This window comes from Mycobacterium montefiorense (assembly GCF_003112775.1).
Classification (GTDB): Bacteria; Actinomycetota; Actinomycetes; order Mycobacteriales; family Mycobacteriaceae; genus Mycobacterium; species Mycobacterium montefiorense.
Map to the genome: position 1 here is coordinate 232,574 of NZ_BFCH01000017.1, position 25,186 is coordinate 257,759.

At 63.1% G+C, this 25,186-nt stretch carries 25 protein-coding genes and 1 pseudogene; 13 read left to right on the forward strand and 13 right to left on the reverse strand.

All coding sequences use genetic code 11. The features are described 5' to 3' along the window. Window positions 1-2: 2 nt before the first annotated feature. The 5 genes from ag85C to DB708_RS11040 all read right to left on the reverse strand — a co-directional run bounded on the left by ag85C (window position 3) and on the right by DB708_RS11040 (window position 3,918). Window positions 3-1,022 (reverse strand): diacylglycerol acyltransferase/mycolyltransferase Ag85C, encoded by a 1,020-nt coding sequence (gene ag85C, locus DB708_RS11020; RefSeq protein ID WP_108921960.1) that lies wholly within the window; start codon window positions 1,020-1,022, stop codon window positions 3-5. A gap of 234 nt (window positions 1,023-1,256) precedes the next feature. Continuing rightward, complete coding sequence (locus tag DB708_RS11025; RefSeq protein ID WP_108921961.1) at window positions 1,257-2,084, reverse strand: ABC transporter permease; 828 nt, start codon at window positions 2,082-2,084, stop codon at window positions 1,257-1,259. Continuing rightward, a complete protein-coding gene (locus DB708_RS11030) occupies window positions 2,074-2,904 on the reverse strand; it encodes an ATP-binding cassette domain-containing protein (protein ID WP_409347586.1) in 831 nt (276 codons plus the stop codon). The genes DB708_RS11025 and DB708_RS11030 overlap by 11 nt, the downstream gene beginning before the upstream one ends. 2 nt (window positions 2,905-2,906) lie before the next feature. Further along, a complete protein-coding gene (locus DB708_RS11035; protein ID WP_108921963.1) occupies window positions 2,907-3,362 on the reverse strand; it encodes a MarR family winged helix-turn-helix transcriptional regulator in 456 nt (151 codons plus the stop codon). A 58-nt stretch (window positions 3,363-3,420) separates the two neighbouring features. After that, the gene (locus tag DB708_RS11040) at window positions 3,421-3,918 is read right to left on the reverse strand and encodes a metallophosphoesterase family protein (protein WP_108921964.1); all 498 of its coding nucleotides are present in this window, start codon (window positions 3,916-3,918) and stop codon (window positions 3,421-3,423) included. Window positions 3,919-3,953: 35 nt separating this feature from the next. Between DB708_RS11040 and DB708_RS11045 the strand changes: the two genes are divergently transcribed. Then, a complete protein-coding gene (locus tag DB708_RS11045) occupies window positions 3,954-4,409 on the forward strand; it encodes a MaoC family dehydratase (RefSeq protein WP_108921965.1) in 456 nt (151 codons plus the stop codon). A 5-nt stretch (window positions 4,410-4,414) separates the two neighbouring features. Here DB708_RS11045 and DB708_RS11050 read toward each other — a convergent pair whose 3' ends face one another. Further along, window positions 4,415-5,710 (reverse strand): acyl-CoA dehydrogenase family protein, encoded by a 1,296-nt coding sequence (locus tag DB708_RS11050; RefSeq protein ID WP_235616728.1) that lies wholly within the window; start codon window positions 5,708-5,710, stop codon window positions 4,415-4,417. A gap of 74 nt (window positions 5,711-5,784) precedes the next feature. Beyond that, entirely contained in the window at window positions 5,785-6,873 is a 1,089-nt protein-coding gene (locus DB708_RS11055) for a F420-dependent hydroxymycolic acid dehydrogenase (RefSeq protein ID WP_108921967.1), read from the reverse strand. Between the two features lie 75 nt (window positions 6,874-6,948). On the opposite strand from DB708_RS11055, the gene DB708_RS11060 reads away from it, so the two are divergent. Continuing rightward, window positions 6,949-7,134 (forward strand): hypothetical protein, encoded by a 186-nt coding sequence (locus DB708_RS11060; RefSeq protein ID WP_108921968.1) that lies wholly within the window; start codon window positions 6,949-6,951, stop codon window positions 7,132-7,134. 29 nt (window positions 7,135-7,163) lie between these two features. After that, complete coding sequence (locus DB708_RS11065) at window positions 7,164-7,769, forward strand: GNAT family N-acetyltransferase (RefSeq protein WP_108921969.1); 606 nt, start codon at window positions 7,164-7,166, stop codon at window positions 7,767-7,769. 3 nt (window positions 7,770-7,772) lie between these two features. Here the strand turns inward: DB708_RS11065 and DB708_RS11070 are convergent, their stop codons facing one another. Then, a complete protein-coding gene (locus tag DB708_RS11070) occupies window positions 7,773-8,435 on the reverse strand; it encodes a TetR family transcriptional regulator (RefSeq protein ID WP_108921970.1) in 663 nt (220 codons plus the stop codon). Window positions 8,436-8,504: 69 nt separating this feature from the next. On the opposite strand from DB708_RS11070, the gene DB708_RS11075 reads away from it, so the two are divergent. From DB708_RS11075 to DB708_RS11090, 4 genes are read left to right on the forward strand one after another with little or no spacing between them, the layout of a single operon-like run. Further along, entirely contained in the window at window positions 8,505-9,599 is a 1,095-nt protein-coding gene (locus DB708_RS11075; protein ID WP_108921971.1) for a ferredoxin reductase, read from the forward strand. 26 nt (window positions 9,600-9,625) lie between these two features. Beyond that, window positions 9,626-10,747: a fatty acid desaturase family protein gene (locus DB708_RS11080; protein WP_108921972.1), complete on the forward strand. Its 1,122-nt coding sequence runs from the start codon at window positions 9,626-9,628 to the stop codon at window positions 10,745-10,747. Window positions 10,748-10,769: 22 nt separating this feature from the next. Continuing rightward, window positions 10,770-11,294, forward strand: a complete 525-nt coding sequence (locus tag DB708_RS11085) for an SRPBCC family protein (RefSeq protein ID WP_201263491.1) — start codon at window positions 10,770-10,772, stop codon at window positions 11,292-11,294. Next, complete coding sequence (locus DB708_RS11090; protein ID WP_108921973.1) at window positions 11,294-12,340, forward strand: LLM class flavin-dependent oxidoreductase; 1,047 nt, start codon at window positions 11,294-11,296, stop codon at window positions 12,338-12,340. Before DB708_RS11085 ends, DB708_RS11090 begins: the two co-directional genes overlap by 1 nt. Here the strand turns inward: DB708_RS11090 and DB708_RS11095 are convergent. After that, window positions 12,337-13,440, reverse strand: a complete 1,104-nt coding sequence (locus DB708_RS11095) for a DUF1214 domain-containing protein (RefSeq protein WP_108921974.1) — start codon at window positions 13,438-13,440, stop codon at window positions 12,337-12,339. The two genes, DB708_RS11090 and DB708_RS11095, sit on opposite strands and share 4 nt — an antisense overlap. Further along, the gene (locus tag DB708_RS11100) at window positions 13,437-14,012 is read right to left on the reverse strand and encodes a TetR/AcrR family transcriptional regulator (protein WP_108921975.1); all 576 of its coding nucleotides are present in this window, start codon (window positions 14,010-14,012) and stop codon (window positions 13,437-13,439) included. The genes DB708_RS11095 and DB708_RS11100 overlap by 4 nt, the downstream gene beginning before the upstream one ends. Window positions 14,013-14,040: 28 nt before the next feature. Between DB708_RS11100 and DB708_RS11105 the strand changes: the two genes are divergently transcribed. The 3 genes from DB708_RS11105 (at window position 14,041) to DB708_RS11115 (ending at window position 19,256) form a co-directional block, all read left to right on the forward strand. Further along, window positions 14,041-15,285 carry a sulfotransferase family protein gene (locus tag DB708_RS11105; RefSeq protein WP_108921976.1) on the forward strand — a complete coding sequence of 415 codons (1,245 nt, stop codon included), beginning with the start codon at window positions 14,041-14,043 and terminating at the stop codon, window positions 15,283-15,285. A 299-nt stretch (window positions 15,286-15,584) separates the two neighbouring features. After that, on the forward strand, window positions 15,585-17,033 hold the full coding sequence (locus tag DB708_RS11110; protein ID WP_165839797.1) for a phenylacetate--CoA ligase family protein: 1,449 nt from the start codon (window positions 15,585-15,587) through the stop codon (window positions 17,031-17,033). Window positions 17,034-17,381: 348 nt separating this feature from the next. Continuing rightward, the gene (locus DB708_RS11115; RefSeq protein ID WP_133251002.1) at window positions 17,382-19,256 is read left to right on the forward strand and encodes a glycoside hydrolase; all 1,875 of its coding nucleotides are present in this window, start codon (window positions 17,382-17,384) and stop codon (window positions 19,254-19,256) included. Window positions 19,257-19,320: 64 nt separating this feature from the next. Here DB708_RS11115 and DB708_RS11120 read toward each other — a convergent pair whose 3' ends face one another. After that, on the reverse strand, window positions 19,321-19,941 hold the full coding sequence (locus DB708_RS11120) for a GntR family transcriptional regulator (RefSeq protein WP_108921979.1): 621 nt from the start codon (window positions 19,939-19,941) through the stop codon (window positions 19,321-19,323). A 625-nt stretch (window positions 19,942-20,566) separates the two neighbouring features. Here DB708_RS11120 and DB708_RS28195 point away from each other — a divergent pair. After that, window positions 20,567-20,854: a RidA family protein gene (locus DB708_RS28195; protein WP_369692927.1), complete on the forward strand. Its 288-nt coding sequence runs from the start codon at window positions 20,567-20,569 to the stop codon at window positions 20,852-20,854. Window positions 20,855-21,068: 214 nt separating this feature from the next. Here DB708_RS28195 and DB708_RS11125 read toward each other — a convergent pair. After that, window positions 21,069-22,049: pseudogene (locus tag DB708_RS11125) on the reverse strand (MFS transporter); the annotation flags it as partial. Window positions 22,050-22,601: 552 nt separating this feature from the next. Here DB708_RS11125 and DB708_RS11130 point away from each other — a divergent pair. After that, window positions 22,602-23,930 carry a serine/threonine-protein kinase gene (locus tag DB708_RS11130; RefSeq protein WP_409347587.1) on the forward strand — a complete coding sequence of 443 codons (1,329 nt, stop codon included), beginning with the start codon at window positions 22,602-22,604 and terminating at the stop codon, window positions 23,928-23,930. Between the two features lie 89 nt (window positions 23,931-24,019). Here the strand turns inward: DB708_RS11130 and DB708_RS11135 are convergent, their stop codons facing one another. Next, complete coding sequence (locus DB708_RS11135) at window positions 24,020-24,475, reverse strand: cupin domain-containing protein (RefSeq protein ID WP_108921981.1); 456 nt, start codon at window positions 24,473-24,475, stop codon at window positions 24,020-24,022. 489 nt (window positions 24,476-24,964) lie between these two features. Between DB708_RS11135 and DB708_RS27260 the strand changes: the two genes are divergently transcribed. Then, window positions 24,965-25,135, forward strand: a complete 171-nt coding sequence (locus DB708_RS27260; RefSeq protein WP_165839799.1) for a hypothetical protein — start codon at window positions 24,965-24,967, stop codon at window positions 25,133-25,135. The last annotated feature ends 51 nt before the right edge of the window (window positions 25,136-25,186 follow it).

The window sequence follows — 25,186 nt, forward strand, 5'->3', positions numbered from 1 at the left end:
TATCAGCCGGCGGGAGGGGCTTCCGGAGGGGCGGCGGGAGCAGTGGGCGAGTTGAGCACCTGCAGCATGTCGGGCTTCATCGCCATCAGCTGTTGGTTCCAGTACGGCCACGAGTGCGTTCCGTTGGCCGGGAAGTTGAACACGCCGTTGCGTCCGCCTGCGGCCGCATAGGTGTTCTGGAACTGCTGGTTGGTACGCAGCGTGAGACCTTCGAGGAACTTCGCCGGCATGTTGTCGCCGCCGAGGTCGCTCGGTGTGCCGTTGCCGCAGTAGACCCAGACCCGGGTGTTGTTGGCGACCAGCCGCGGGATCTGGAGCATCGGGTCGTTGCGCTTCCACGCCGGGTCGGTGGACTGACCCCACATGCTGCTGGCGCTGTAGCCGCCCGCATCGCTCATCGCCAAGCCGATCAGCGTCGGCCACCAGCCGTCGGACGGGTTGAGGAAGCCCGACAGCGACGCGGCGTAGGGGAACTGCTGCGGGTAGTACGCGGCCAGGATCATCGCGGAGCCACCCGACATCGACAGTCCCACCGCGGCGTTGCCGAACGGTGAAACCTGCTTGTTGGCCTGCAGCCAGTTGGGCATCTCCTGGGTGAGGAAGGTCTCCCACTTGTAGGTGTAGTTCTGGCCGTTGCTTGCCGACGGCTGATACCAGTTGCTGTAGAAGCTCGACTGACCACCGACGGGCATGATCACCGAAATGCCGGACTGGTAGAACTCCTCGAAGGCTGCGGTGTTGATGTCCCAGCCGTTGTAGTCATCCTGTGCCCGCAGACCGTCCAGCAGGTAGACCGCGTGCGGTCCGCCGCCCTGGAACTGCACCTTGATATTGCGGCCCATCGACGGTGATGGAATCTGCAGGGTTTCCACTGGAAGACCCGGCTTGGAGAACGCCCCCGCAGTCGCCGAGCCGCCGACAACAGCGACCAGACCGGACAACAGGGCAGCGCCTACAACCGCGATAGCCAGTCGGCGCGGCATGGTTGCCGCAGCGCCACACAACTTCTCAACGAATGTCATAGCTCTTACCCATCCCAACTTTCATCTGCCGCATTCGCGGTGGAATCTGTTCTCGGGGAGTGAAACACAAACGTGGAATTTGAATCGCTTGTCATGGCCGGAGCGGCAGATCGCGGTTAGCTAACGATTGCGAGTCAGCCAGGAATCGTCTCGGTCGGGTCACGATTGACTCTCGGAACCATGCGGCCCTCTTGCCATGCGACAGCACATACGCTATCGCATCCCCACCATGACCTAGGTGACCAGGCGACGCAGAACCGTTGAGGCCGTGGCGATTCCGATCAAGGCCGCCGCGAGCAGCACGACAATGTCAAGCGGGTTCAACGGCGTGCCGATCAACAGCGCACGCAGGGCATCGACCTCGTAGCTCAGCGGGTTGACGGTGCTCAGCACATGCAGCCACGAGGGCATCACGTCGACTGGGTACAGCGCGTTCGAGGCGAAGAACAATGGCATCGTGATGGCTTGGCCGATACCCATCAGTCGATCGCGATTGCGGACCAGCCCGGCCAACGTCATCGACAGGCAGGCGAAGAACGCGGCGCCGAGCATCACCGTGGCCATGGCGGCCAGGATTCGCAGCGGGTTGACGGTCAGGCCGACCCGCATCAGATACGCCAGCGCCATGACGCCGACAACCTGGGCGACCGAGCGCACCCCGGCTGCGAAAGCCTTGCCGGTGATCAGCGCCGACGCGGGAGCCGGTGTCACCATCAGTTTGGCCAGCACGCCGGCATCGCGATCCCAAATGATCTGTATGCCATAGAAAATCGAGATGAACAGCGCCGACTGCGCGATGATGCCAGGCGCCAGAAAGGCCAGATACGACACCGATCCGGTGTTGATGACGTGCAACTTGCTGAACGTCGTACCGAAGATCAGCAGCCACAGCGCCGGCTGCACCATCCGGGTGACAAGCTCGGTGCGGTCGTGCTGCAGCTTCTGCAGTTCGACGATCGCGAAGGCGCCGATGCGGCGCAACGTTGCGCCGACTCGCTGCCATCCGCGCGGTGCGCGTACCAGCGTGGCTGCCGGGGCTTCGCGGGTGTGATCAACTTGCACGACTGGCAACCTTTCTGCTGGAACGGATTTCGCGGAAGTCCGACGATTCGGAAGATGTGGCGCTACGCAGGTCCGAGGATGCATAGTGACGGAATACGTCCTCGAGTGTGGCGCCGGGCGACACATTGGATACCTGGTTCTTCAGCTCGGTGGGAGTGCCCACGGCGCGCAATTTGCCGTGATGCATCAGCGCGACTCGATCGCACAACGCGTCGGCTTCCTCCATGTAGTGAGTGGTCAGCAGCACGGTCATGCCGAACTGGGCCTGCATGCTCTGCACCTGCGACCACACGCCGTCGCGGGCGATCGGGTCCAGCCCGACGGTCGGCTCGTCGAGTACCAGCAGCGACGGGCGGTTCACCAGTGCCTGGGCCACCTCGAGCCGGCGCACCATGCCGCCGGAGTAGGTGCCCGCCAGCCGGTCGGCCACGTCAAGCAACTCCATGGCGCCCAGTGCCTGCTCGACGCGGTCGGTGCGCTCGCTACGTGGTACGCCGTAGAGCCGGGCGAACCATGCCACATTCTGCCGGCCGGTCAGCGCGGGCTCGATCGAAAGCTGTTGTGGGACATAACCGATATTGCTGCGGATATCGATCTTCTGGCGCCGGGAGTCCAGCCCGAAGATGCGCAATTCGCCGTGCTGCGCCGGGGTCAGCGTGGTGAGCATCCGCACCAGCGTCGTTTTTCCCGCGCCGTTGGGCCCGAGTAGACCCAGCGTTTCGCCGGGCCGTACTTGCAACGTCAGATCGTCGACCGCGGTGAACTGGCCGTAGCGGAATGTTAGGTGCCGGCAGTCGATCGCTATCGGAAACTTCGTCATAGTCATCTCTCCTGTAATCTGCGGGCGACCATGTCAAGGACCTCCAACCCTTTTGCCAGAGAATCGATTTGGTCATCGTTCAGTTCGTCCAGCAGCTCGGAAAGCAGCGCGCGCCGGGCGGCCCGCGACGCGTCGACGATCTGCTGGGTGGGTTCGGCCAGCCGTAGTTGGCAGGCGCGCCGGTCTGTTTGGTCGACGGTCCGGACCAGCAAGCCGTTGGCCACCAGCTTGGAGACCATCGTCGAGGCGGTGTTGGGAACCAGCCCGAGTTCGCCTGCCGCGGCGCGGACCGAGATCCCGGGCCGCCGGCCGACCAGCCATAACAGTTCTGACTGCGACTCGGTGAACCGGCTGGAGTCGAAGCCCCGATCGACTGACCTGCGCAACTGGCGGCGGAATCGGCCCACGGCGCCGAATGCGTCGGCGGCTCGGTCGGTACCTGCGTTCACAGCTTGCATATATAGCTCTGTTTACGAGCTATGCATGTGTGCCGGCTGTGTAGGGCCTTTACCTGGGCTACTTGTCGAGGTGGTGCAGCATGACGTCGGTCACTTTGCCGTGATCGACGCTGGTCGTCATGTAGCTGCAGAACGGTTGGCGGCGGCGATCCGTCGGAGAGCCCGGGTTGAGCAGACGCAAGCCGCTGGGTGTCGTGGTATCCCACGGGATGTGACTGTGCCCGAAAACCAGCACCTCGCTGTCCGGGTACAGCCGCGACATCCGGGCTTCGCGACCGGCCGAGGCGCCGGTCTCGTGCACGACCGTGAAGCGCACGCCGCCCAACGTCACGTCCGCTCGCTCCGGCAGTCGCGCCCGCAGCTGGGGTCCGTCGTTGTTTCCCCAGCACGCGATCAGCCGCGCGGCCCTGGATTCCAGTTCGTCGAGTAACTCAAGCGCTATCCAGTCACCGGCGTGGATGACGACATCTGCCCGCGCGACTTCCGCCCACACCCGCGCGGGCAGATCGCGGGCCCGCGTCGGGACGTGGGTATCGGCAATCAACAGCAGCCTCACAAGTTCTATGCTTACCCGCGAGCAGAGGAGAAAGCATGCGCACCTTCGAGTCAGTAGCCGATCTCGCCGCCGCCGCGGGCGAGACAATTGGTCAAAGCGACTGGGTGACCATCACTCAGGAAGACGTCAACCTCTTCGCCGACGCGACCGGCGATCACCAATGGATCCATGTCGACCCGGAGCGGGCGGCGGCCGGCCCCTTCGGCAAGACCATCGCGCACGGCTTCATGACCCTGGCGCTGCTGCCGCGGCTGCAACACGAGATATACACCGTCAAGGGCATCAAGCTGGCAATCAACTACGGCCTGAACAAGGTTCGGTTCCCGTCGCCCGTGCCCGTCGGCTCCAAGGTGCGTGCGACGACTTCGCTGGTCGGCGTCGAAGACGTGGGCAACGGTGCGGTGCAGGCCACGGTGTCCACCACCGTCGAGATCGACGGGTCCCCGAAGCCGGCCTGTGTGGCCGAGATGATCGTTCGCTACGTTTCCTGACGCTGTCAGAACTCGGCGATCGAGTGCTCCAGCCGTTGCGCTAACCGGGCCTCGGCTTCCGCGCGCCGAGTCGGTATGTGCGCCGACGGGAAAGGCGTTGTCACAGGCGTGTATTCACGCAACGTCCGGCGGGCCACCGTCATCTTGTGCAGCTCGGTAGCGCCGTCGGCGATACCAAGCGACTCGGCGGCAACGAGCATTTTCACAAAGGGCATCTCGTCGGAGACGCCGAGAGCGCCGTGCAGGTGCAGGGCCCGCTGCGCGACGTCGTGCAGCACCTGGGGCATCGCGACTTTCACGGCCGCGATGTCGCGACGCACCTTCTGGTAGTCGTGATGCTTGTCGATCAGCCACGCGGTGCGCAGCACCAGCAGCCGGAACTGCTCGATCTGGATCCAACTGTCGGCGATCTTCTCCTGCGTCATCTGGAAGTCGGAGAGATGGCCCTGCCTGGTCTTGCGCGACACCGCGCGCTCGCACATCATGTCAAAAGCCTTGCGCGCCAGCGCAATCGTTCGCATCGCGTGATGGATGCGGCCACCGCCGAGGCGGGTCTGCGCAATCATGAATGCCGAACCTTCACCGCCCAGCACATGGTCGGCCGGCACGCGCACATCGTTGTAGCGGACGTACCCGTGCGAGCCGTGCTTGCCTGACTCGCCGCCTACCGCGACGTTACGAATGATCTCGATGCCCGGAGTCTCGCCCGGGACGATGAACAGCGACATCTTGTCGTACGTACGCGCGTCGGGCTTGGTCACCGCCATCACGATGAAGAACGACGCGTGCTTGGCGTTGCTGGAAAACCACTTCTCCCCGTTGATGACCCAGTCGTCTCCGTCGCGGGTCGCGCTTGTCACGAACATCCCCGGATCGGAACCACCCTGTGGTTCGGTCATCGAATAGCAGGAGGAGATCTCGCCGTCGAGCAGTGGCTGTAGGTAGCGCGCCTTCTGTTCGTCGGTGCCGAACAGCGCAAGGATCTCGGCGTTGCCGGAATCCGGCGCCTGGCAGCCGAACACCGACGGCGCCCAGCGGGAGCGGCCGAGGATTTCGTTGAGCAGCGCCAGCTTGACCTGGCCGAAGCCCTGACCGCCGAGCTCGGACCCCAAATGGGCTGCCCACAGGCCTTGGTCCTTCACCTGCTGTTGCAACGGCCGCAGGATGCCCATCATCTCGGCGTTCTGCTTGTCGTACGGATCAAGGGCGACCAGATCGAGCGGTTCCAGCTCGTCGACCATGAATTTTTCGGCCCAGTCCAGCTTCGCCTGGTATTCCGGGTCCGTTTCGAAGTCCCACACCGTGGCCAACCATTCCCCGGCGCATCGTCGCACCGGCATCGTTAGAGGAGCTACCTCATCGTAGGTTGGGCGCTCTAGTGCAGCTTAGGTAGCACGTAGTCGCGATAGAAGTTGATGGCGGCGATGGGGTCGCCCTGCGGGAAGTGCAGAAACGGGATGGCGCCACCATCGAGAACCCATTGCACGGCGGTGATGTGCGTGCCGGCATCGGTGCCGACCGTCCAGTTGGCGATCACCTTGTCGATCGGATTCGACTCGGCGGCGCGCTGAATCTCGACCGGATTGGGCTGATCGACCGCCCCGGCGGTAAAGCGCCACAAGGCCGCCGTGCGCGCGGCCTCCTCGGCATCGCCGACGATGGCGAACAGTTCGGCACGCTTGCCCAGAGTCGCGGGATCGCGCCCGGCAGCATGGGCGCCGTCGTTGAGCGCGGCCAGCAGCTTCGGGTTGACGAGATCGCGGGATTGGGTGATCCAACCGTCGCCGTATTGCCCTGCCAGCCTTGCGCTTTTGGGTCCGCTGGCCGCGACGAAGATAGGCGGCGGGGCCTGTGGTAAGTCGTAGAGTCTCAGGGAGTTGGTCTGAAAATAGCGGCCCGCGAACGAGATTCGTTGACCACTCCACAGCTGGCGAATCAGTTGGATCGCCTCAACCAGGCGGTCGTGACGCTCGGCGTATTTGCCCCACGTGTTGGTGGTGGCCTGCTCGTTGAGCCGTTCACCGGTGCCAACCCCCAGGAACACCCGGCCCGGACTCAGCATCGCCAGCGAGGCAAAGGCCTGCGCCACCGTCGCGGGGTGATAGCGGTAGGTCGGACAGGTAACGCCGCTGCCGAAGGCGATGTGGCTGGTGCTACTGCCCACCAGAGCCAGCGTCAGCCACGGGAACATCGAGTGGCCCTCGTTGTCCTGCCACGGTTGAATATGGTCGCTGGCCCAGACGTATTGAAACCCGGCCTTTTCGGCCGCCTGAGCTTGGGCCACCAGCTGGTCGGTGCGAAATTGCTCGTGCGACAAGGTGATTCCCACGCCCTTGGTCGTAGGCGGCGGATTGGCGGGCGCGCCGTGATGCTCGCGGGCACACCCGTCGGCCAATGCACCGGCGCCGAGCACGCCCACGCCGGTCGCGATCTGCCCGAAGGCTCGCCGTGAAAGTCCCCTCATCGCACTAAAGTACCCCCCGACTACACCCCACCGCGGGGCAGTTTTACCTGGGATGCGAATGGGAATTGACAACAGATGGCCAGGAGTGATCATCCACACCGCACACCGCTTTACAGCGTGTGCCTGATGTGCGGCGCAGTGCTGCTGTGCTGGCTCGCGTCGACGATCGGCATGCTGTGGCTTTCGATCTTCGTCTACGCCCTGGGCGCCATCGCGGCGGTAACGGGCTTTGCCATGATGTTCCGGGGTTCTTCGTTCTGAGGCGGGTGGTTTAGCACTAGCCTGAAGTAATGGCTCCCCAGGCACGTGCCGCGCGCAAAGCCGACGTGCGCGAGCTATCGGCCACCTTGAGCGCGGCCTTCTTCGACGATCCGGTGATGGCCTGGATATTTCCCGAGAGTATGACGCGGACTAGGAATCTCTTCCGCATGTTCGCGGCCATGACCCGCCACCACCATCTGCGTCTCGGTGGTGTCGAGGTGGCCCACGACGGGTCCCGCATCGGCGCGGCCGCGCTGTGGGATCCGCCGAATCAGTGGCAGGAATCCCGTTGGGCGCAGTTGGCGATGACGCCAGCCTTCTGGCGGGTGTTCGGCTTGCAGACGGGGATGGCGCGCGGCATTCAGGAAATGATGAAGCGCATACATCCCGAGGAACCGCACTGGTATCTGGCCGCGATCGGCAGCGACCCGTCGGTGCGCGGCCAGGGCTACGGGCAGGCGTTGATGCGGTCGCGGCTGGACCGCTGCGACGCCGAGCACTGTCCGGCGTATCTCGAGTCGAGTAAGCCGGACAACGTGCCGTACTACATGCGTTTCGGTTTTACGGTCACCCAAGAGGTCCCGCTACCGAACGGCGGTCCGCCGCTGTGGGCGATGTGGCGGGAACCCCGCTAGAGGTCAGGGGCTGCTTTGCCAGCCGGCGATACCGACGGCGATCATGCGCAGCTGTTTGACCGCGAGACGTCGGATGTCCTCCATCGCCTCGGCGGTCTGGGTGTCCTCGATCGCCTCGGCGATCAGGATCATCGCGTTGACGAACAGGGACGCCAGCACGTTGAGGTCTTCGGTGCTCCACTCGTGCAGCCCCGGGAAGCGGGCCAGATCGGTGGCCAGCTCGGACGTGATCAGCCTGATCTCGGTGCGGATCGCATAGCGCAGCACGGACAGGCCGCTGTTGCGTTCGCGGCCGATCAGACGCCAATGCTCGCGCCGGTCTGCAACGCTGGCGATCAGGATTTCGACGGACGACTCGATCACCCGGTTCGGGTCGAGCTTGCCGGCGCGGGCGTCGCGCAGGGCGCGAAAGGATTCGTCAATGAGGACGAGCCCGAGGGCCTCCATCGACTCGAAGTGCCGATAGAAAGCTGCCGGCACGATCCCGACCTCGCGGGTCACCTCGCGCAAGCTCAGGCTGGAAAAGCTGCGGTCTCCCAGCAGCTTGAGTGCTGCGGCGATGATGGCGTGCCGAGTCGCCTCTTTGCGCTCTTCACGTGACGGACTTTCTCGGGAGCGTTCGCGGCTAGATCGGTGCGGCCGTGAGCTAGGAGTACGACCGTTCACTGTGTGAACCCTACCACAGAGCTGGGGAAACCCTTGACTAGCTGCACCATGCGGTCGCACGGTGTACATATGTTCACTCAAAGAAGTCAGACCTCGCGTCGTAGCTTCGCCAAGACTCTCCGGGACCGAATCCTCGGTTCCGACCTGGTTGACCTGCTCACCGGCCCGCACGGCGTCGACCGCTACACCGAGCTGGTCGCGCCCACCTGGACGCGCGGCGATGCCCGCGCCAAGGTCGTCGACGTGCGCCGCACCACGCCGCGCAGCCTCACCCTCACCCTCGCTCCGAACGAGAGCTTCGCGTCCACCCACGCCGTCAGAGCCGGTCAATACGTCAACGTCACTCTCGACATCGACGGCCGCCGGCGCACCCGCTGCTATTCACCGGCCAACGTTGAAGGCAGCACGACCCTCGAGTTGACGATCGGCCGCCACGACGGCGGGCTGGTGTCGAACTATCTGTACGAGCAGGCTCGCCACGGCATGGTGGTCGGCCTGGCCGGTGCCGGCGGCGACTTTGTCCTGCCGGAACAACGGCCGCGCCGGATCCTGCTGGTGTCCGGCGGCAGCGGCATCACGCCCGTCATGGCGATGCTGCGCACCCTGGTCGCCGAGGGTCACGAGGGGGAGATCGCGTTCGTCCACTACGCCCGCACGCCCGTAGAGGCCTGCTACCGCGATGAGCTAAGCGCGATACCCGGGGTGCGGGTGCTATACGGGTTCACCCGTTCGGGTTCGGGCGACCTCGAAGGACGTTTCGGGCCGCAGCATCTGGCAGCCGCCATGCCGGCACCGGACGCGGTATTCGTCTGCGGCCCAACCGCTTTGGTTGAGGCTGTGCGCGAGCACTGCGACAACGTGCACACGGAGAGCTTTGTGCCGCCGGTGATCACGGCGTCGGAAAATGCGTCGGGCGGACGAATTGCCTTCGCGGACAGCGGAGTTGACGTTATTGACGACGGCCGCTCACTGCTGGAGCAGGCGGAATCGGCCGGCCTGACGCCGGAGAACGGATGCCGGATGGGCATCTGCCACACATGCACGCGCCGGAAGGTCTCCGGCACCGTGCGCAGCCTGACCACCGGCGCGGTCTCGACCGCCCCTGACGAAGACATCCAGATCTGCGTATCCGTCCCCGTCGGGGACGTCGATCTCGCCCTGTAAGCCCACAACCCTTAGCAGGAGGAGCTATGTCAAACGACAAGATCACCCTTACCCCCGAGCAGGCCGACGCGTTCGGCCGTGAACTCGACGCCATCAGAGACCGCGTGATGGCTGATCTCGGCGAAGTAGACGCCGACTACATCCGCCGCGTCATCAAAGCCCAGCGTGCGCTGGAAATCGGAGGACGAGCGCTGCTGTTCCTGCCGCCGGCCTGGCTGTTGGGAACCGCGATGCTCGGCGTGGCGAAAATCCTGGACAACATGGAGATCGGTCACAACATCATGCATGGCCAGTACGACTGGATGCGCGACCCGAACATCTCCGGCCGCTCATTCGAGTGGGACACGGCGTGCCCGGCCGACCAATGGCGGCACTCGCACAATTACATGCACCACACCCACACCAACATCGTGGGATTGGACCGCGACATCGGCTACGGCATCATCCGGATGAGCGAGGACCAGCGCTGGCACCCCTACTACCTGGGCAATCCCGTCTATGCGTTCCTGCTGATGGTGCTGTTCCAATACGGCGTCGCGCTGCACGAACTGGAAACCGAGCGCATCCGCTCCGGTGAGATCCGGCTGCGTGACAAGCGGGACGTGTTGAAGGCGATCTGGAAAAAGACCAAGCGCCAGACGCTCAAAGACTACGTCGCGTTCCCGCTACTGGCCGGACCGTTCGCGCCGTTCGTCTTCACCGGCAATATGACGGCCAACCTGATGCGCAACGTGTGGTCCTACATGATCATCTTCTGCGGCCACTTCCCGGACGGCACTCAGGAATTCACCATCGACGAGACCAAGGACGAGTCCCGCGGCCAGTGGTATTTCCGCCAGGTGCTGGGTTCGGCCAACCTGACCGGGGGCCGGATCTTCCATCTGCTGTCGGGCAATCTGTCGCACCAGATCGAACACCACCTGTTCCCCGACATGCCGGCCCGACGGTACTCGGAGATCACGGCCGAAGTGCAGGAGATCTGCGAGCGCTACGGGATTCCCTATAACAAGGGCCCGCTGTTGCAGCAGTTCGGCACGGTGGTGCGCAAGATCGTCAAGCTGACGTTCCCGGACCCGGGCAAGCTGGCGTCGTTGTTGCCGAGGAACAAGGCCGACAAGCCAGCTGACCGGGAACCCGTCGCCGCCTGAGTCCCGCCCCGGGTAGGGGACAATGGGCTGCGTGGAGTGGACCGGTGCACGTTATGCGGATAAGCCGACGGTGGAAGTCTCGATGTGGATCGACGCCGATCCCCCCCGGGTCTGGAACCTGATCTCGGATATCAAACTGATGCCGACGTTCAGCAACGAGTTGCAGTCCGTCCAGTGGGTCGGCGGTGCCGATCGCCCCAAGGTCGGTGCCCGCTTCGTCGGACACAACCAGCACGACGCGTTCGGCGAATGGAGCACCACCTCGCACATCGTCGCCTGCGAACAGCCGAAGGAATTCGCCTGGGCGGTCGGTGATGCCGACCACCCGTCCTCGACCTGGCGGTTCCGGCTGGAACCCCGTGATGGCGGCACCAGCCTCAGCTTCTGGATGCAGATGGGACCGGGGCGCTCGGGGCTGTCGGCGGCGATCGACTCGATGCCGGACAAAGAAGAAAAGATCGTCTTCGTCCGGATGCGCGAGTTCGAGACGGCGATCGGCAAAACCCTGGCAGCAATCAAGAGGCTGGCCGAACACGGGGTGCGCTGATGCGTACCGCGACGACGGTCGAGTTGTCCGGCGGCAGTGCGGAAGTCGCCCAGGTGGTGACGCTGGCCGTCGAGGCGGAAAAGCTGGGGCTCGATGTGTGTTGGGTCGCCGAGGCGTGGGGTGCGGACGCACCCTCGGCGCTGGGCTACCTCGCGGCGCGTACCGACAAGATGCTGCTCGGCTCCGGCATTCTTCAGGTTGGCACCCGGTCGCCGGTGCTGCTGGCGCAGACCGCGATCACGCTGTCCAACCTTTCGAACGGGCGATTCCTGCTCGGGCTGGGCGCCTCGGGGCCCCAGGTGATCGAGGGCCTGCACGGCGTCTCGTTCCGCAGGCCGCTGGCCCGCACCAGAGAAACCGTCGACATCGCGCGGCAGGTGTTCGCCGGGGGGAAGATCTCCTATTCCGGCAAGGAGTTTCAGATCCCCCGCCCGGGTGAGGCGGTGCCGATGCGGGTATCGAACGCGCCGCAGCACGCCATTCCGATCTACCTGGCCACACTCTCGCCGGCGATGCTGCGGTTGACCGGGGAGATCGCCGACGGCTGGCTGGGCACCAGCTTCGTTCCAGAGGGTGCCGACGAGGCGTACTTCGCTCATCTCGACGCCGGTCTTGCGGCCTCCGGTCGCACCCGCGCGGATATCGACATCTGTCAGGGCGCCGAGGTGGCGTTCGCGGCTGACGAAAGCGAACTGAACACCATGATCGCCGGCCGTAAGACCGAACTCGCCTTCAGCCTCGGCGGTATGGGCTCGTCGAGCACGAACTTCTACAACCAGGCCTACAGCCGTCAGGGCTGGGCCGAGGCCGCTGCTGCGGTGCGCGAGCGCTGGCAGGCCGGCGACCGCGACGGCGCCGCACAGCTGGTGACCGACGACATGGTGTTGGGCACCACGCTGATCGGGACCGAGCAGATGGTGCGTGCGCGGCTGGCGGTATGGCGCGACGCCGGCGTCAACACCGTGCGGCTCTACCCCGCCGGCGACACCGTAGCAGCCAAGCTGGAGACGCTGGGCCGCGCGATCGAACTGGTCCGCGAGGTCTAGCTCACCGCCGTCGGTGCGTCGGCGACCTTGACGAGTCGCGCCTCGGGGCGCTGCGGCACGCCGTCGGACAGGAACCACCGGAACGCCAGGTTGCCAAGCGGATAGCCCAGCGTCGTCAGTGAATTCGGATGCGCGGTCGTCCCGTTGGACAACACGATCGTCACCGAGCCGTCGCTGTTGAGTGCGGCGCTGTGGTTGTTGAGGGAAGAGCGCGCACTCTCGTCACCATAGGTGGCCATGAATTGGTTCCACACCACTAGATTCCAGAACCGGCAGGACGGCGGCCGATGCGTAATGACCAGCGCCTCGTCGTCGTCGAGCACGAAACTGCCGTAGGCATAGCACGCGTCGCGCGCCGACCAGCCGAAGTTGGCGTCGGGAACCTGATAGGGATCGGCGAATTGATTTGCGGCGTGGGCAGTTTCGTGACCCAGCCCGTGATGGTCGTCGACCCGGTCTCCGACCGGCAGCGGCACGATGGCGCCCATGGTGCGCATCCAGGCGGCGGCCGCACGCAGGCTGGCCGCGGTCTCGGCGTCGCCATGCCGGATTGGTTCAGGCTCATCGAGCGCCTCGATCTGCCACGTCACCGGGCGACCGGTCAGCGGGTCGGCCTGATAGTCGCGGGTCATCAGCACCACCGCATCGGCCGTCGCCGGGAAGTCGAAGGAGAAGTTGCCGTCGGCGTCGATGTCCAGATCGGTGTCGCGAACGATCGCCACGATCCGATCTGACCAGGCACCCGGGGAGGGTTCGTTGTACGCGGTCACCGAGAAGTACACGCTGTCGCCCTTATTGCCGCTGATGCGATACCGGCGCTTCTCATTGACCGGGCAGATGAAGTAATACGCGTCGGTGTTGTCGCCGCCCCACCGGCGATCGCGACGGAACGGGGTGTTGACCGCGACGAACTGCGGGCGACCGGGCTCCGGGAACAGATAGGTGTCAAAGGCGACGCCCAAGGTAGTGGCCAGCATGCGGTAGCCGTCGGCGACGTGGCGGTCGTCGGTGACCGCGCGGTCACCCTCGGTGAAGTTGCGGTCGAGGTCGCCGATGGTGGCCAGCAACTCTTTCCACGCGGCCGTCGATTCGTGCGTCATGCGCTGATTCCTTTCAGGAGCAACGTGGTGGTGCGGTCCACCCAGGCGTCATTGAGTTCGTCCGGGCGGGTGAGCAGGCCGATCAGGGTGATGCCGGCGATGGCTTCGGTGAGTTCGGCAGCAGTCACGTCAGGGGAGACCTCGCCGCGGGCCGCAGCCCGGGCCAGCAACTCGGCGATGCCACCACCGATCACGCCGGCGAACCGTTCCAGCAGCGCCGAATGCAGCGTGGGATCGGCTGCCATCTCGCCGACCAGGCCGGGCAGTGCCGCCCTGGCGGCCGGTGTCGTCAGGAAAGCCATTGAACGACAAACCATTTCGCGCAAATCCTCGGGTAGCGACCCGATGTCAGGAATCTCTGTCGCGGCGCCGATCGGGAACACCGCCTCGTGCACCAGGTGCGCCTTGTTGGGCCAGCGGCGATAGATCGCGGGCTTGCTGGTGCCGGCTCGCTCGGCGATGGCGGAGACCAACAGCCCGGGGTAACCGGTTTCGGCGAGCAGCTCGACGGTGGCGCGTAACACGGCACCGTCGATACGCGGGTCACGGGGTCGACCAAAATCCACTACCATTACGAAACTCAGAGTAACATAAGTCGCCGTGACCGACGCCGTTCGCTCAGTTCGCCTTGACGACCTGACCCAGCCTCAATTCAGTGCCGAGGGCCAGCAGATCCTCGACATGATGGCCATGCTGGCCCCGCAATGCTCGTTGGATGCCGATGCGCTGCATGCACAGGCCAGCGCCGACACCGGCCTGCATGACTTCGGGCCCGACGACTATCGGGAACGCCTCGGCGTCTATCTCGCCGCACTGCGCGAGATCGACGGGCTGCACGACGCCGGGGTGGTGAACTTCTACGGGCAACTGCTGCAGCTGCTCAAGAACCGGCTGCTGCTGACCGACCTGCTCAGTCGGCATCCCGAGATCAACGACATCGAACTGCGCTCGCCGGTGGTGATCGCCGGGCTGCCCCGCACCGGCACTACACACCTGCACAACCTGCTGGCCGCGCCGCCCACCTTCCGCACCATGCCGTACTGGGAAAGCAACGAGCCGTTCCCGTTGCCGAATGAAGTTGGCGTTCAACCTGATCCGCGCCGGGCGCGGATGGATGTCGCGGTCAGTGTCGTCGACATGGTGATGCCGCATTTCCCGCTGATGCACGAGATGACCACCGATCACGTGCACGAAGAGATCCAGCTGCTGGCCAACGACATGTCCACGATGCTTTTCGAGACGCTGGCCGACGTGCCGCGCTGGCGCGACTACTACCGGGCGCACGACCAGACGCCGCACTACGAGTACCTCGCCACTCAACTCAAGGCGATGCAGTTCCTACGCGGGGGACAGCGCTGGCTGCTCAAGTCGCCACAGCATCTCGAGCAGGTGCTGGTGCTGGACCGGGTATTTCCCGACAGCATCGTCGTGTTCACCCACCGGGATCCGGTGCCGGTGGCGCTGTCGATGATCGCAATGATCACCTACTCCGCGCGCATGCACCGCTCGCCGGTCCCGGTGGAACAGATCGCCGGCTCCTGGATCGACCGCCTCGATCAGATGCTCACCGCACTTGTCCGCGACCGTGACGCGATCGGTCCGCAGCGCTCGATCGACGTCCGGTTCAACGACTTCATGGGCGACGAACTCGGTGTTGCCGAGCGGGTCTACGCTCTGGCCGGCGAATCGTTCACCGACGAAGCGCGTAAACCGATCGCCGACTACCTGGCGGGCCACCAGCGCGGCCGGTTGGGAAATGTCGAGACGTCGTTCGAAATGTTCGGGTTACAGGAGAGTGCTCTGCGCGAACGGTTCGCTCCCTATGTCGAACGATTCCTGAAATAGGCTCAGCTCTCGCTGGTGAGCGTAGCGGTGGACTCACAGATCATGGATCTCCCTGTGCGTCAACAATAATCCGAAGAAGGCCGCCGATGCCCAGATGCCCGCGCTGACAAGCCTGGCGTGCCCACTCGCTAGACCGGCCGTCGCGCAGACTAGCGAAACTTCAGGCCGTGCAACCGCTCGTACCGCGGCCGTAAGCCCGCCCGGCGTGGGGTGATAACCTGCGGCCCAACCGAGAACATATATAATCGAGATTAAAATATATGGTATCGAACGCACGAGCAGGCAGGTCTTTGCAAGCAATGGACATCCGCAGATGGTCTAGGACTCTCGATCGGTGGCTGAGTGGCAGCCTTACGGCCAACGAACTTCACCAATGGCAGACCACATCGCTGCGTGCGGTGGTTGACCACGTCCAGCGGCATTCTCGCTTCTATGCCGACCAATTGGCCTGGGCTCGGGCCTCAACTCTGACGTTGGACAACCTCGCCATGCTGCCGCTCACCACTCACGACGACGTTCGCGATGCGCGGTTCGACATGCTCTGCGGACCGATTGGCGACGCCCAGTTCTACTTCGAGACAATGGGAAACACCGAACACCCAACGCCGTGTCCCAAGGCCGAAATCGATTTCGACCTGAATTATCGTCCGGTGGCGCACGGCCTGCGCGCCATAGCCGACCATCACTTCGCGGACGGCCAGAAACCCATACTTGCCGTGGTCGTTCCCAACGAACTGCATCCGACATGCAGCACTATTGCTTACGCGGCCAAACATGCCGGTATTACCAGGCTCGACATCTTTCCGCTATCGCCGACCGTGGGCTTTGATCGATTCTTTCAGGTGCTGCTTGACCTCGGCGTCAACATGCTGCTGGGCTCCCCGTCGATGCTGATGGGATGGGCGGAGTTGAGTCAACGCTACGGGGTCGACGTCCGCCACGACCTCGACATCAGATGTGTACTTGCCACGGGCGAGTCCTGTTCTGACGGGCTGAAGGCGTTGCTGGGCCAAGCCTGGGATTCCACCGTCTACAACTTTCTGTACGGACCTGCAGAGGTCGGGGCAGTCGCGGTCGCAACCGCGACGGGGGCGCTGGCTACCGTCGCTCCCAACTATCTCTTTGAAGTCCTCGACCCCGATACCGAACGGTCGCTTGGGCTTCAAGGCACCGGAGAATTGTGCTTGACCTCACTGATCCCTGGTATCAGACCACTGATTCGGTATCGAACCGGAGACCTCGTGTCGGTCGCGTACGACGGCCGATCCGACCGAATGGCCATCGATATTCTTGGCCGGGTCAGCGCCAGGGTCTGCCTGGCGGGGCAGCAACGGACTGCCGCCGAGATCGAAAATGCAGTCCTCGTCGACGCGGGGCGTATCACCGGATACGTCCTGGACGTCTGTACCCGCAACGCCCAAGATCACCTCGAAATCCGGCTCCAGGCTCACGGTGACGCCGATCACGAGCGGCTCGAGGCCAGGGTTCGGGATCGGGTGCGCAATGCCCTGGGGATCGGCGCTGACGTGAAGATCCTCTCCTCGCCGAGCATGGGTGGCTTGAACCAAGAAGACGGCGAAAGCAGTTGGGAAGGCTGGAAGTCGGGGCGAATCCGCGACCTCAGGAACCCTGAGATCGACAAAAGTGTCACCACCAGGCGCCGGCCATCGCCATCGCGGCGGAATTGGATCAGGCGCGAACAGCTGATGCACCGTGAGAATACCGGGAGCCCCGCAGAGGCGACCTAAATCGTCAGGATCCGCTGATTCCAGAGCGGCCACGGTGATGGTGGGCCGGCCAAGATGCGGCGGGTACATCCATCCCTTAAAAAGATGGTGCCGTATATCCACAACAGCGTGATATATGATCGCTGGGTCGTCGGCATCGGCTGCAGTTCTCGATCCGTGGCCACCCGCGTCCTCGGTGCCGGCGATGTCGTCGGGCCCTGATATGCACGCACAGCGTCAGTCGTACGCCGCAGCAAGGGAGACGATAATGAATAGTCTTGTCGTCGTATCTATGCCAAGCGCAATGGTCGCCGGCGTCGACTTGTGACGTCATCGTGGCGAATACTCGCGCTGGTAACGGTGATCAGCATGGTCGCCGCTGGTTGCAGTGACGTTGCGGAGCGGCATCTGGATGCGGTTCAAGCCCACGGCCGCACGGTCACCGTCAATCTGCCTGACCATCCGATCACGATTGATACCACCGACCTCAGCGTGCGCGGGCAGGTATTGCTGTCTGACGCGGCACAATCGTCGCTGGGTGAGCCGACTCCCGTCATCGTGAATTCGGCTGGTGCCCATTGGTCTTACCCGAAGCTCGACCTTGAGGTTCAGGTTGCCGCGAGAGGCGGCCGTGTGGTGTTTGATCTGGCCACTCGTACCGACCAGACACTGGCTTGGCCCGTCACCGGGGCGGGGATGTCCGACTTGCAGATCCTGATCGGTGATGGCCTCGACATCCCCGCCGCTGATCCGTTCTGGACTGGACCCGCGCCACGATTGGCCGGCGGCGAGGGATTCAACGTGCCTGACCTTTCACTGCCGCTGTGGAGTTTCGGTCACGGGTCGGTGGGGGAAAGTTATCTTGTCCCAACAGACATCGGCACTACACTGCACTTCACCGCTGTAGCCGGGCGCATCGTGGGAACTGCCACGCATAAGTTCGTCGTTGCCAAAGGTCGCGGCGGATACACCGTCATGATTCGGGAAACTGACGGTTCCCCTTTGGCCGGCGCCTATGACTACCGCGAGCTGTTGCAGGGCAACAACGCGCTCACCACGCTCCGCGACAAGATCTCGAGGAACCCTGATGTCGCCAAACTCATCGGTGCCTACCACGCCTACAGTTTCGGTGAAGCGCGATCGAAAGCGGCCATCGAGAAGCTGCAGGCCCTTGGCGTTGACCGGATGTGGCTCGGCTACGACGATGGCCTGTGGCCCGCGGACTCGGTAACGGCCGCCAAATCAGCGGGATACCTCGTCGGTCCCTACGACAGCTATGCCAACGCCCAAGATTCCGTCCGGGCCGACAGCCCACTATCGATATGGCCCGGTGATTTGTGGCCTAACGGCTGCATCATCGACGAAAAGGGCAACCGCCAAATGGGTTTTCACAATCGCGGGTGCTATCTGAGTTCGCAAGCGTTGAAACAGCGGCCAAGCGTGCTCGAACAACGGGTGGCGACGATGACATCAAATGGAGTCAACAGCTACTTCCTGGATGTCGATGCCACGGGGGCGACCTTCGACGACTACAGCGTCGTCCACCCGATGAGCCAAGAGCAGGATCGGCGAAATCGCTTGGCGCGGATGCGAGAACTCGGGGAGCGGTTCGTGGTCGGTTCAGAGGCCGCAGAGCCGTGGGCAAATGACGTGGTCGACTTCAGCCACGGATCTAGTACGCCGGCACTGGCTCCACTGTGGGATGCGGAACGTGATCGCCAATACTGGGGAGGCTACGCCGGGCCAAACGGCGCGGACATCTTCCTGCGCAAGGTTGACCTGACTCCCACACTTCATACTGTCTTGTTCGATCCAAAATATCGGATTCCATTGTATGAAGCGGTGTTACACGACTCAGTGGTGAGCCTGGACCGATGGGAGCTGCCCTTCAACAAGTTCCCCGCTGAACAACCAACCCGCACGCTTCTCTCGATGCTGTACGTCACGCCGTTGATCTACGCCCTCGACATGGCGACTTTGAACGCGGAGGGCTTGCAGCTAGCCAGGTTGCAGCAATTCTTCGCCCCGTTAGCATCAACCGCGGGGGTCGAGCCGCTGACCCGATTCGCCTGGCTGACCGACGATCATCTGGTCCAGCAGACCTCGTTTGGAGACGACAATCTGTCCGTGACAGCTAATTTCGGATCATCGGATTATCACGACGCATCGCTTGGGACGCTCAAAGCGGGCTGCGTCACCGCAAGAGCGCGGGCCGCGGACGAGCAATGGAATCTATGCACATGACGACGTAGTTGGGCGGGGTCGCAAACATTTGGTCCCCCGACGAGCCGCCAGGCTCCCAGCGAGATCAGCGCGCCGGGTTCTCGAAGGACTTCAACATGATGTTGATAACGCGATCCAGGTGCTCTGCTCTTACCCGCGCCGCCCTGTCGGGATCACCCTTTCGGATCGCAGTCACAAGAGCTCGGTGGTAGCGGTTGGCTCTGACCGCCAGTGCCGGATCGTCTCGCATCATATTTGCCACCGGCAGCATTGATCTGTTCCGCAACGTTTCAATCGTGTTGAACAACAGGGGCCATTTGATACGAAGCGGTTCTACGAGGCACGCGTGGAAGTCGTGATTGCGAGTCGTCCAAGCGCCCATCTCCGACTCGCCGTCCATCTCTTTGACCAGTCGCGCCGCAATAGTGCAGGCGACCACACGGTCCTCTTCCACCATCGCGGCCACCTCGGCCATTGCCCGCGATTCAAGTAGCGAACGCAACGCGTAGATCTCGGTCAACTCCGCGGCGCTGGATTGGTGCACCCGGGCGCTCTTATGGGCATCGATATCCACTAATCCGGACGCGGCAAGGTCGCGCAACGCCTCACGGACAGGAGTGACGCTTGTCCCGATCCGTTGCGCAACGTCGGCGAGGACTATACGGCCGCCGACATCGATCTCCCCGCGCAAAATCATGTCCCGCACCGTGTCGCGCGCAAGATCAACCCCAGTGCGATGAGTGCCGGGATCCCCGTCGCTAGTGCGAGTGGCGTAAAATACGCTGCCTATTTTCGTATGTACTCCTTGCCGCTGCTTCTGTCATAAGGAATCGTATATCTTCGTGGCCACTGGTTACTACACAAACCGCGTAACAACATCGGACTGTTTTGTAAATTCTTCGTTGTCATGCGAAAGTCCGAGACCATCGGCCCGTGATGGCCTCGATTTCCTGCGCACGACGGCATCTCTTGACCGGCACATCCGCAACACCATCGCGCGTTCGGTACGCCGCGATGCGATGGACAGTGAGCAAGCCCGCACGGCTGGCGGTCAACAAACGACAATCCCCCGCTCATGACAGTACTCCGGTCGGCCCTGCACGGATTTCAACCTGGTGCCAAACGACTCCATCGCGTCCACCGTCCGCGTCCGCGGGGGTTAATACCCCCGGCCGCAAGGGCTCTGGCGCTGAACACATCGCTCGTGCCGTCGTCGTCCGTAGTATTCGGATGAGCTGGCTCGATTCGCCCATTCGCGGCGGGCGACCGCCGAGCCGGGCATTTCGGACACCGAAGCCCGTTGATCTGGCGACTGCGCCGCTCAAACACGGATGGCCTGCGACGAGAGCAAGACCGTTGTCGCCGATCACGGCGCAGACCTCAGCCACGTCATCCGAATTGTCATCTACCTGACCGACATGCGCGACGAGGCTGACTACGAGCGCGTGCAGCGCGAAGCGCTAGCCTGCGCCAACCCAGCGCCGCACTCTCTAATAGGCGTCGCGAGCCCTCGCCTAGCCCGACATGGTTGCCGAAGTAGAGGTAACCACGATCGCGCCGAACTGCATGCTCGTACTTCCGGCGCGGCCGGGCTGTCCGTCTACCGTCGGCCGCGATAAGCGCCCACATGAGGAGTCCGACCACGCCGTTGCCGGCGCCCAGGGCGCACAGTGCCGGCCAACGTCCGGTCTGATACGCCAGCCCGGACAGCAGTGATCCCGTTACCGCTGCGGCGCACAGCGCTGCTGAATTGACCGTGGTACTCACGGAGCGCGTGCCTCGCTGGGCGGCATACAGCGCCTGCTGATCGGATAGCTGAACAACCTTCACACCGAGACCGAAGATGAGTAATCCAGGCACCAGCGCATCCATGCAGGGGGAGTCCCACACAAACAGCCACCACCCGGCCGCAATCAGCGTGCAGGCAGCCGTGATCGCAGTCCGGGCGTGGTCGCGGTCAGCGAAGTGATCGACACCCGAGACGCCCGGGGCTCCTGCTGCCCCAAATGCTCCGGCAAGGCCGACGACAGGCTCGCTGAAGCGGTAGTTGGCGGAGCCGAGGCCGGCAAGCGCGAAGGCGGTCGAGGCCCATACAGTGATAAATCCCGGTGTGGCAAGGAAAGGTAGCAATGTGCGCCCACGAAGCATCGGTGACAATGCGATCAGTCGACTCACTGAAGGTGCGAAGGCTGCGTAGGAGCGGCGTGCGCTGGCCGGTGCCCCAGCCGGGATGATCTCCACGACGATCATGGACAAGGCAAGTTGAACCCCGGCGGCAACCATGAAGACATCTCGCCAGGACAGCTCGGCGGCAATCAGGCCACCGGCCGTGCCGGACGCTGATATCCCCACCAGCAGGCCCGGCATCACGACTCCGACGGCGCGGCCGGGGTACTGACCATCGGCGAAGTTCGCAACTAGTCGCACAGCCACCAAAGCCGCGGTCGCGCTGATACCCACCCCGCCCATCGCTACGACAGCCCACCAAAACCCTGGCGCTAGCCCCACGCCGACAAGCGCGATCGTCGATAAGACGAGCAATGCGGCCAGCAGCGCACGTTGTTCGACATGGTCGATCACGAGCGCACCGAACGCGAGCGCGAAGGCAAAGCCCACCTGGGCCGCGACCACCGGTAGTACAGCAATTCCCATTGAGACACCGAACTGACGGGCAATCGCACCGAGCAGCGGCTCGATCAGGAACAAACCCGAGACAATCACCCCGGCGACCGCACTGAGTACCAACAGCATCCCCCGCTCTGAGCGGGACTTCGCCGAGAGCGTCTGGGCATCTAGCGTCATAGCGTTATCCATCTGTGGTGTCTCATCTTCTGGCGCGATCCGCGCCGTGTGGCACTGGGTCGATGTGCCCGAGGAGCGGCCCAAGGTGCGCCCAGACCATCGATGCCGGCAACGCTTGCGACGGTGCTCAAGGAGGCTCACGGCCGTCCTTGTCGGCTCAATGTTGGACCGGGTAAAGGCTCAAGACATCGTTTTCGCCAACGACACCCGTGGCGCTAGCGCTGACGGCCACTCCACGTTGAGTCCGCGAGGCATACTATATATGATTGGCTGTAGTATATATAAATTATCAGAGAGGAAGACGAGGTTTTGGATGTATAGCGCTGGAGATCTGTTCGCCGGCTATACCATCGTGCGCTGCTTGGGCGTGGACGCAATAGGTGAGGTATATCTAGCTCAGCACCCTCGGCTGCCGCGCTACGACACTCTCAAGATCTTGTCCACCGAGCTAGCGGCGAACCGCGATTTCTGCGAACGCTTTGTCCGGGAAGCCGATATGGCCGCAAGCCTGTCTCACGACCACATCGTCGCCATCCATGACCGCGGCGAGTTTGAAGGCCGATTGTGGATTTCGATGAGCTATGTGGAGGGAACCGCCGCCGGCACTCTATTGACGCGCGAGTACCCGTCCGGAATGCCGCGAGCACGGGTGCTCGAGATCGTCTCCGCCGTGCGGACGCGCTCGACTACGCGCACTCGCGCGGGCTGTTGCATCGCGACGTCAAGCCCGCGAACATACTGCTGGGTGACATCACACCGCGCCGACGAATTCTTTTGGCGGACTTCGGGATTGCGCGAGAGTTCGGTGAAATCAGCGGACTTGCTGCGACGAACATGTTCTTGGGGTCCACCGTTTACTGCTCGCCCGAGCAGTTGCAGGGGTTGGAGCTTGATGGGGGAGCCGACCAGTATGCACTCGGATGTACGGCGATTCATCTGCTGACCGGGTATGCGCCTTACGAGGATTCCAATCCAGCAGTCCTCATCGCCCAGCATCTCATGGAACTGCCGCCGCTAGTTAGTGAGCGGAAGCCCGAATTGGCAGGCCTGGATGCAATTTTCGCTCGAGCCCTTGCAAAACGATCGGCGAATCGGTATCCGAGTTGTAGTGATTTCGCTGCAGCGCTCGGCGGCCTGCTCGGCACCGGGTCCGCGGAATTCCTCAACATCAACACCACGACGTCGGCGCCAACTCGGGTTGTCGAGGTAGACAGGACAACGTCGTCGACACCGAAGAAGCACCGGCGGAAGGGATTGGCCGTCGCCGCGGCCGCCGTTATCGCTCTGGCGGCCGGCGGCGCCTTCTTTGGATTCAAGATGTACGGCCAGTCCCAGCAGTCCTTCGGTGCCCCTCCGCAATCGGCGAGAGCTACATCGCCGAGTGCCGATGCCGGGAAGCCGCTAGCGTCACCACCGAGCGCCGATACTCCACAGCTCGCCGAAGCACCTGAGTCCAGCGGCGAACCCTCGGGCGAGGCAACGAGCACTCCTGCCTCCGGATCATCCATCCAGCTATCGCGATACGTCACTGACGATTCCGGTGTGTTGAACCAGTTCGACGCCGGTATCGTTCAACGGTCCTCGGAGAAGCTGTACAGCGACCGCGGCACCCGCTTCTGGGTGGTGTACGTCAACAGCTTCGCGGGCTCTAAACCGGCCAAGTGGGTCGAAAACACCACGCACGCAAACGGGGTGAACTCATCGGATGCTGTTCTGGCCATCGCTACCGACGACAAGACCTATTACTTCACAGCTCCATCATTCACGGGGAACGGGAAAGCCACGCAAATCGACCTGATTCGCCGAGACCTGCTAGATCCAGCGGTGGCGCGGGGGGAATGGACTCGGGCCGCAATAAGCGTCGCCAATGGTTTAGACCTCATTCCTGGCTAGTGCTGGCGCGAATCGGGCGCAGCACTTGCAGGAAGTCATGGGTCGCGCGGTGACTCGCTGCAAGGCGATCGCGGATCCCATCGGTCAGCTCAGGGAGCGTAGAGCGCCGGCAGATTGACCACGATCGCCTCTTGAGTGGTCCGCGCGATCACGACCTCGGCAGGTGTGATCGGGTCCGGATTCTCTTCCCGGTGCGGAAGGTACGGCGGGACGAAGATGTAGTCGCCGGGCTCGGTGGCTACACGGATCTCTTGCACACCATCGTGAAACACGAACTCGGGGTGGCCGCTCCGGACGTAAATCGCGGTTTCAGATTCGCCGTGATGATGATTGCCCGATGATGTCTCCGGCGCCACATGCGCCTCGCCCATCCAGAGAGTCTCCGAGCCGACCGAATGACCGCTGATGGCGGCGAACCGCCGCAGACCCGCGGTCTGTGCGGTTTCTGAATCAAGCTCTGAGGCTTTGATGTGATGAACTTGATTCCGCGTCGGACCGACCTGCCGCGCCTCGAAGTCAGGATGGAATCCATCCGCCGTACTCATGAGCCCGACCTCCTAATGATCAGCTGTATTCATTTGCCGCCGAATGGAATACAGGCGCCGAAACATACCTGACGCAGACGCAGCTGCGTCGACATTGGTATGTACATTTGGGCTGTCTCCAGCATATGTTATTTCCGGTTGCTCAGGAAGCCTCGACCCGTTGCGGACAGGCCTGCGCAGCGTGGAATCGCTGGTATGGCACGTATTTGAACCAGTTCACCTAACCACCACCTGTCAGAGATGTTAGCTGCCAGCTGGTGAGTGTCGTCCACGGATCTACTCACGCAGGACGGCGGCACACCGCGGTTCAACGCGGTTCGGCCCGGCGACTACGTCACAGGTCATATAAAATCGGAATGATCGTATATGTTAGATGACCGTACGTGGATGTCAGTTGGGGGACTGTCGGTCAATGTGCCTGGTCGGCTAGCAGTACCTCCAGTTGTGGATGACAGTTCGATTGGAGAGACGGTTCGATTGACTATGCATGTGCCGCAGACCGAAGATGTCCTAGACCTCATCAAGCTGAGTCTTGAGGCAGTGAGTGAGAATGAAATACCGCAATTGACAACAGATCTGGAGATCGACGACCTCGGCCTTAGCTCCGTGCAGATGCTGGAACTTCTGGCGTATATCGAGGAGTCGGCGCGTCGTCAATGACACCACGCAGATTGGCAGGCGGGTGCTGGTCAACTATTCCAGCTATAACTA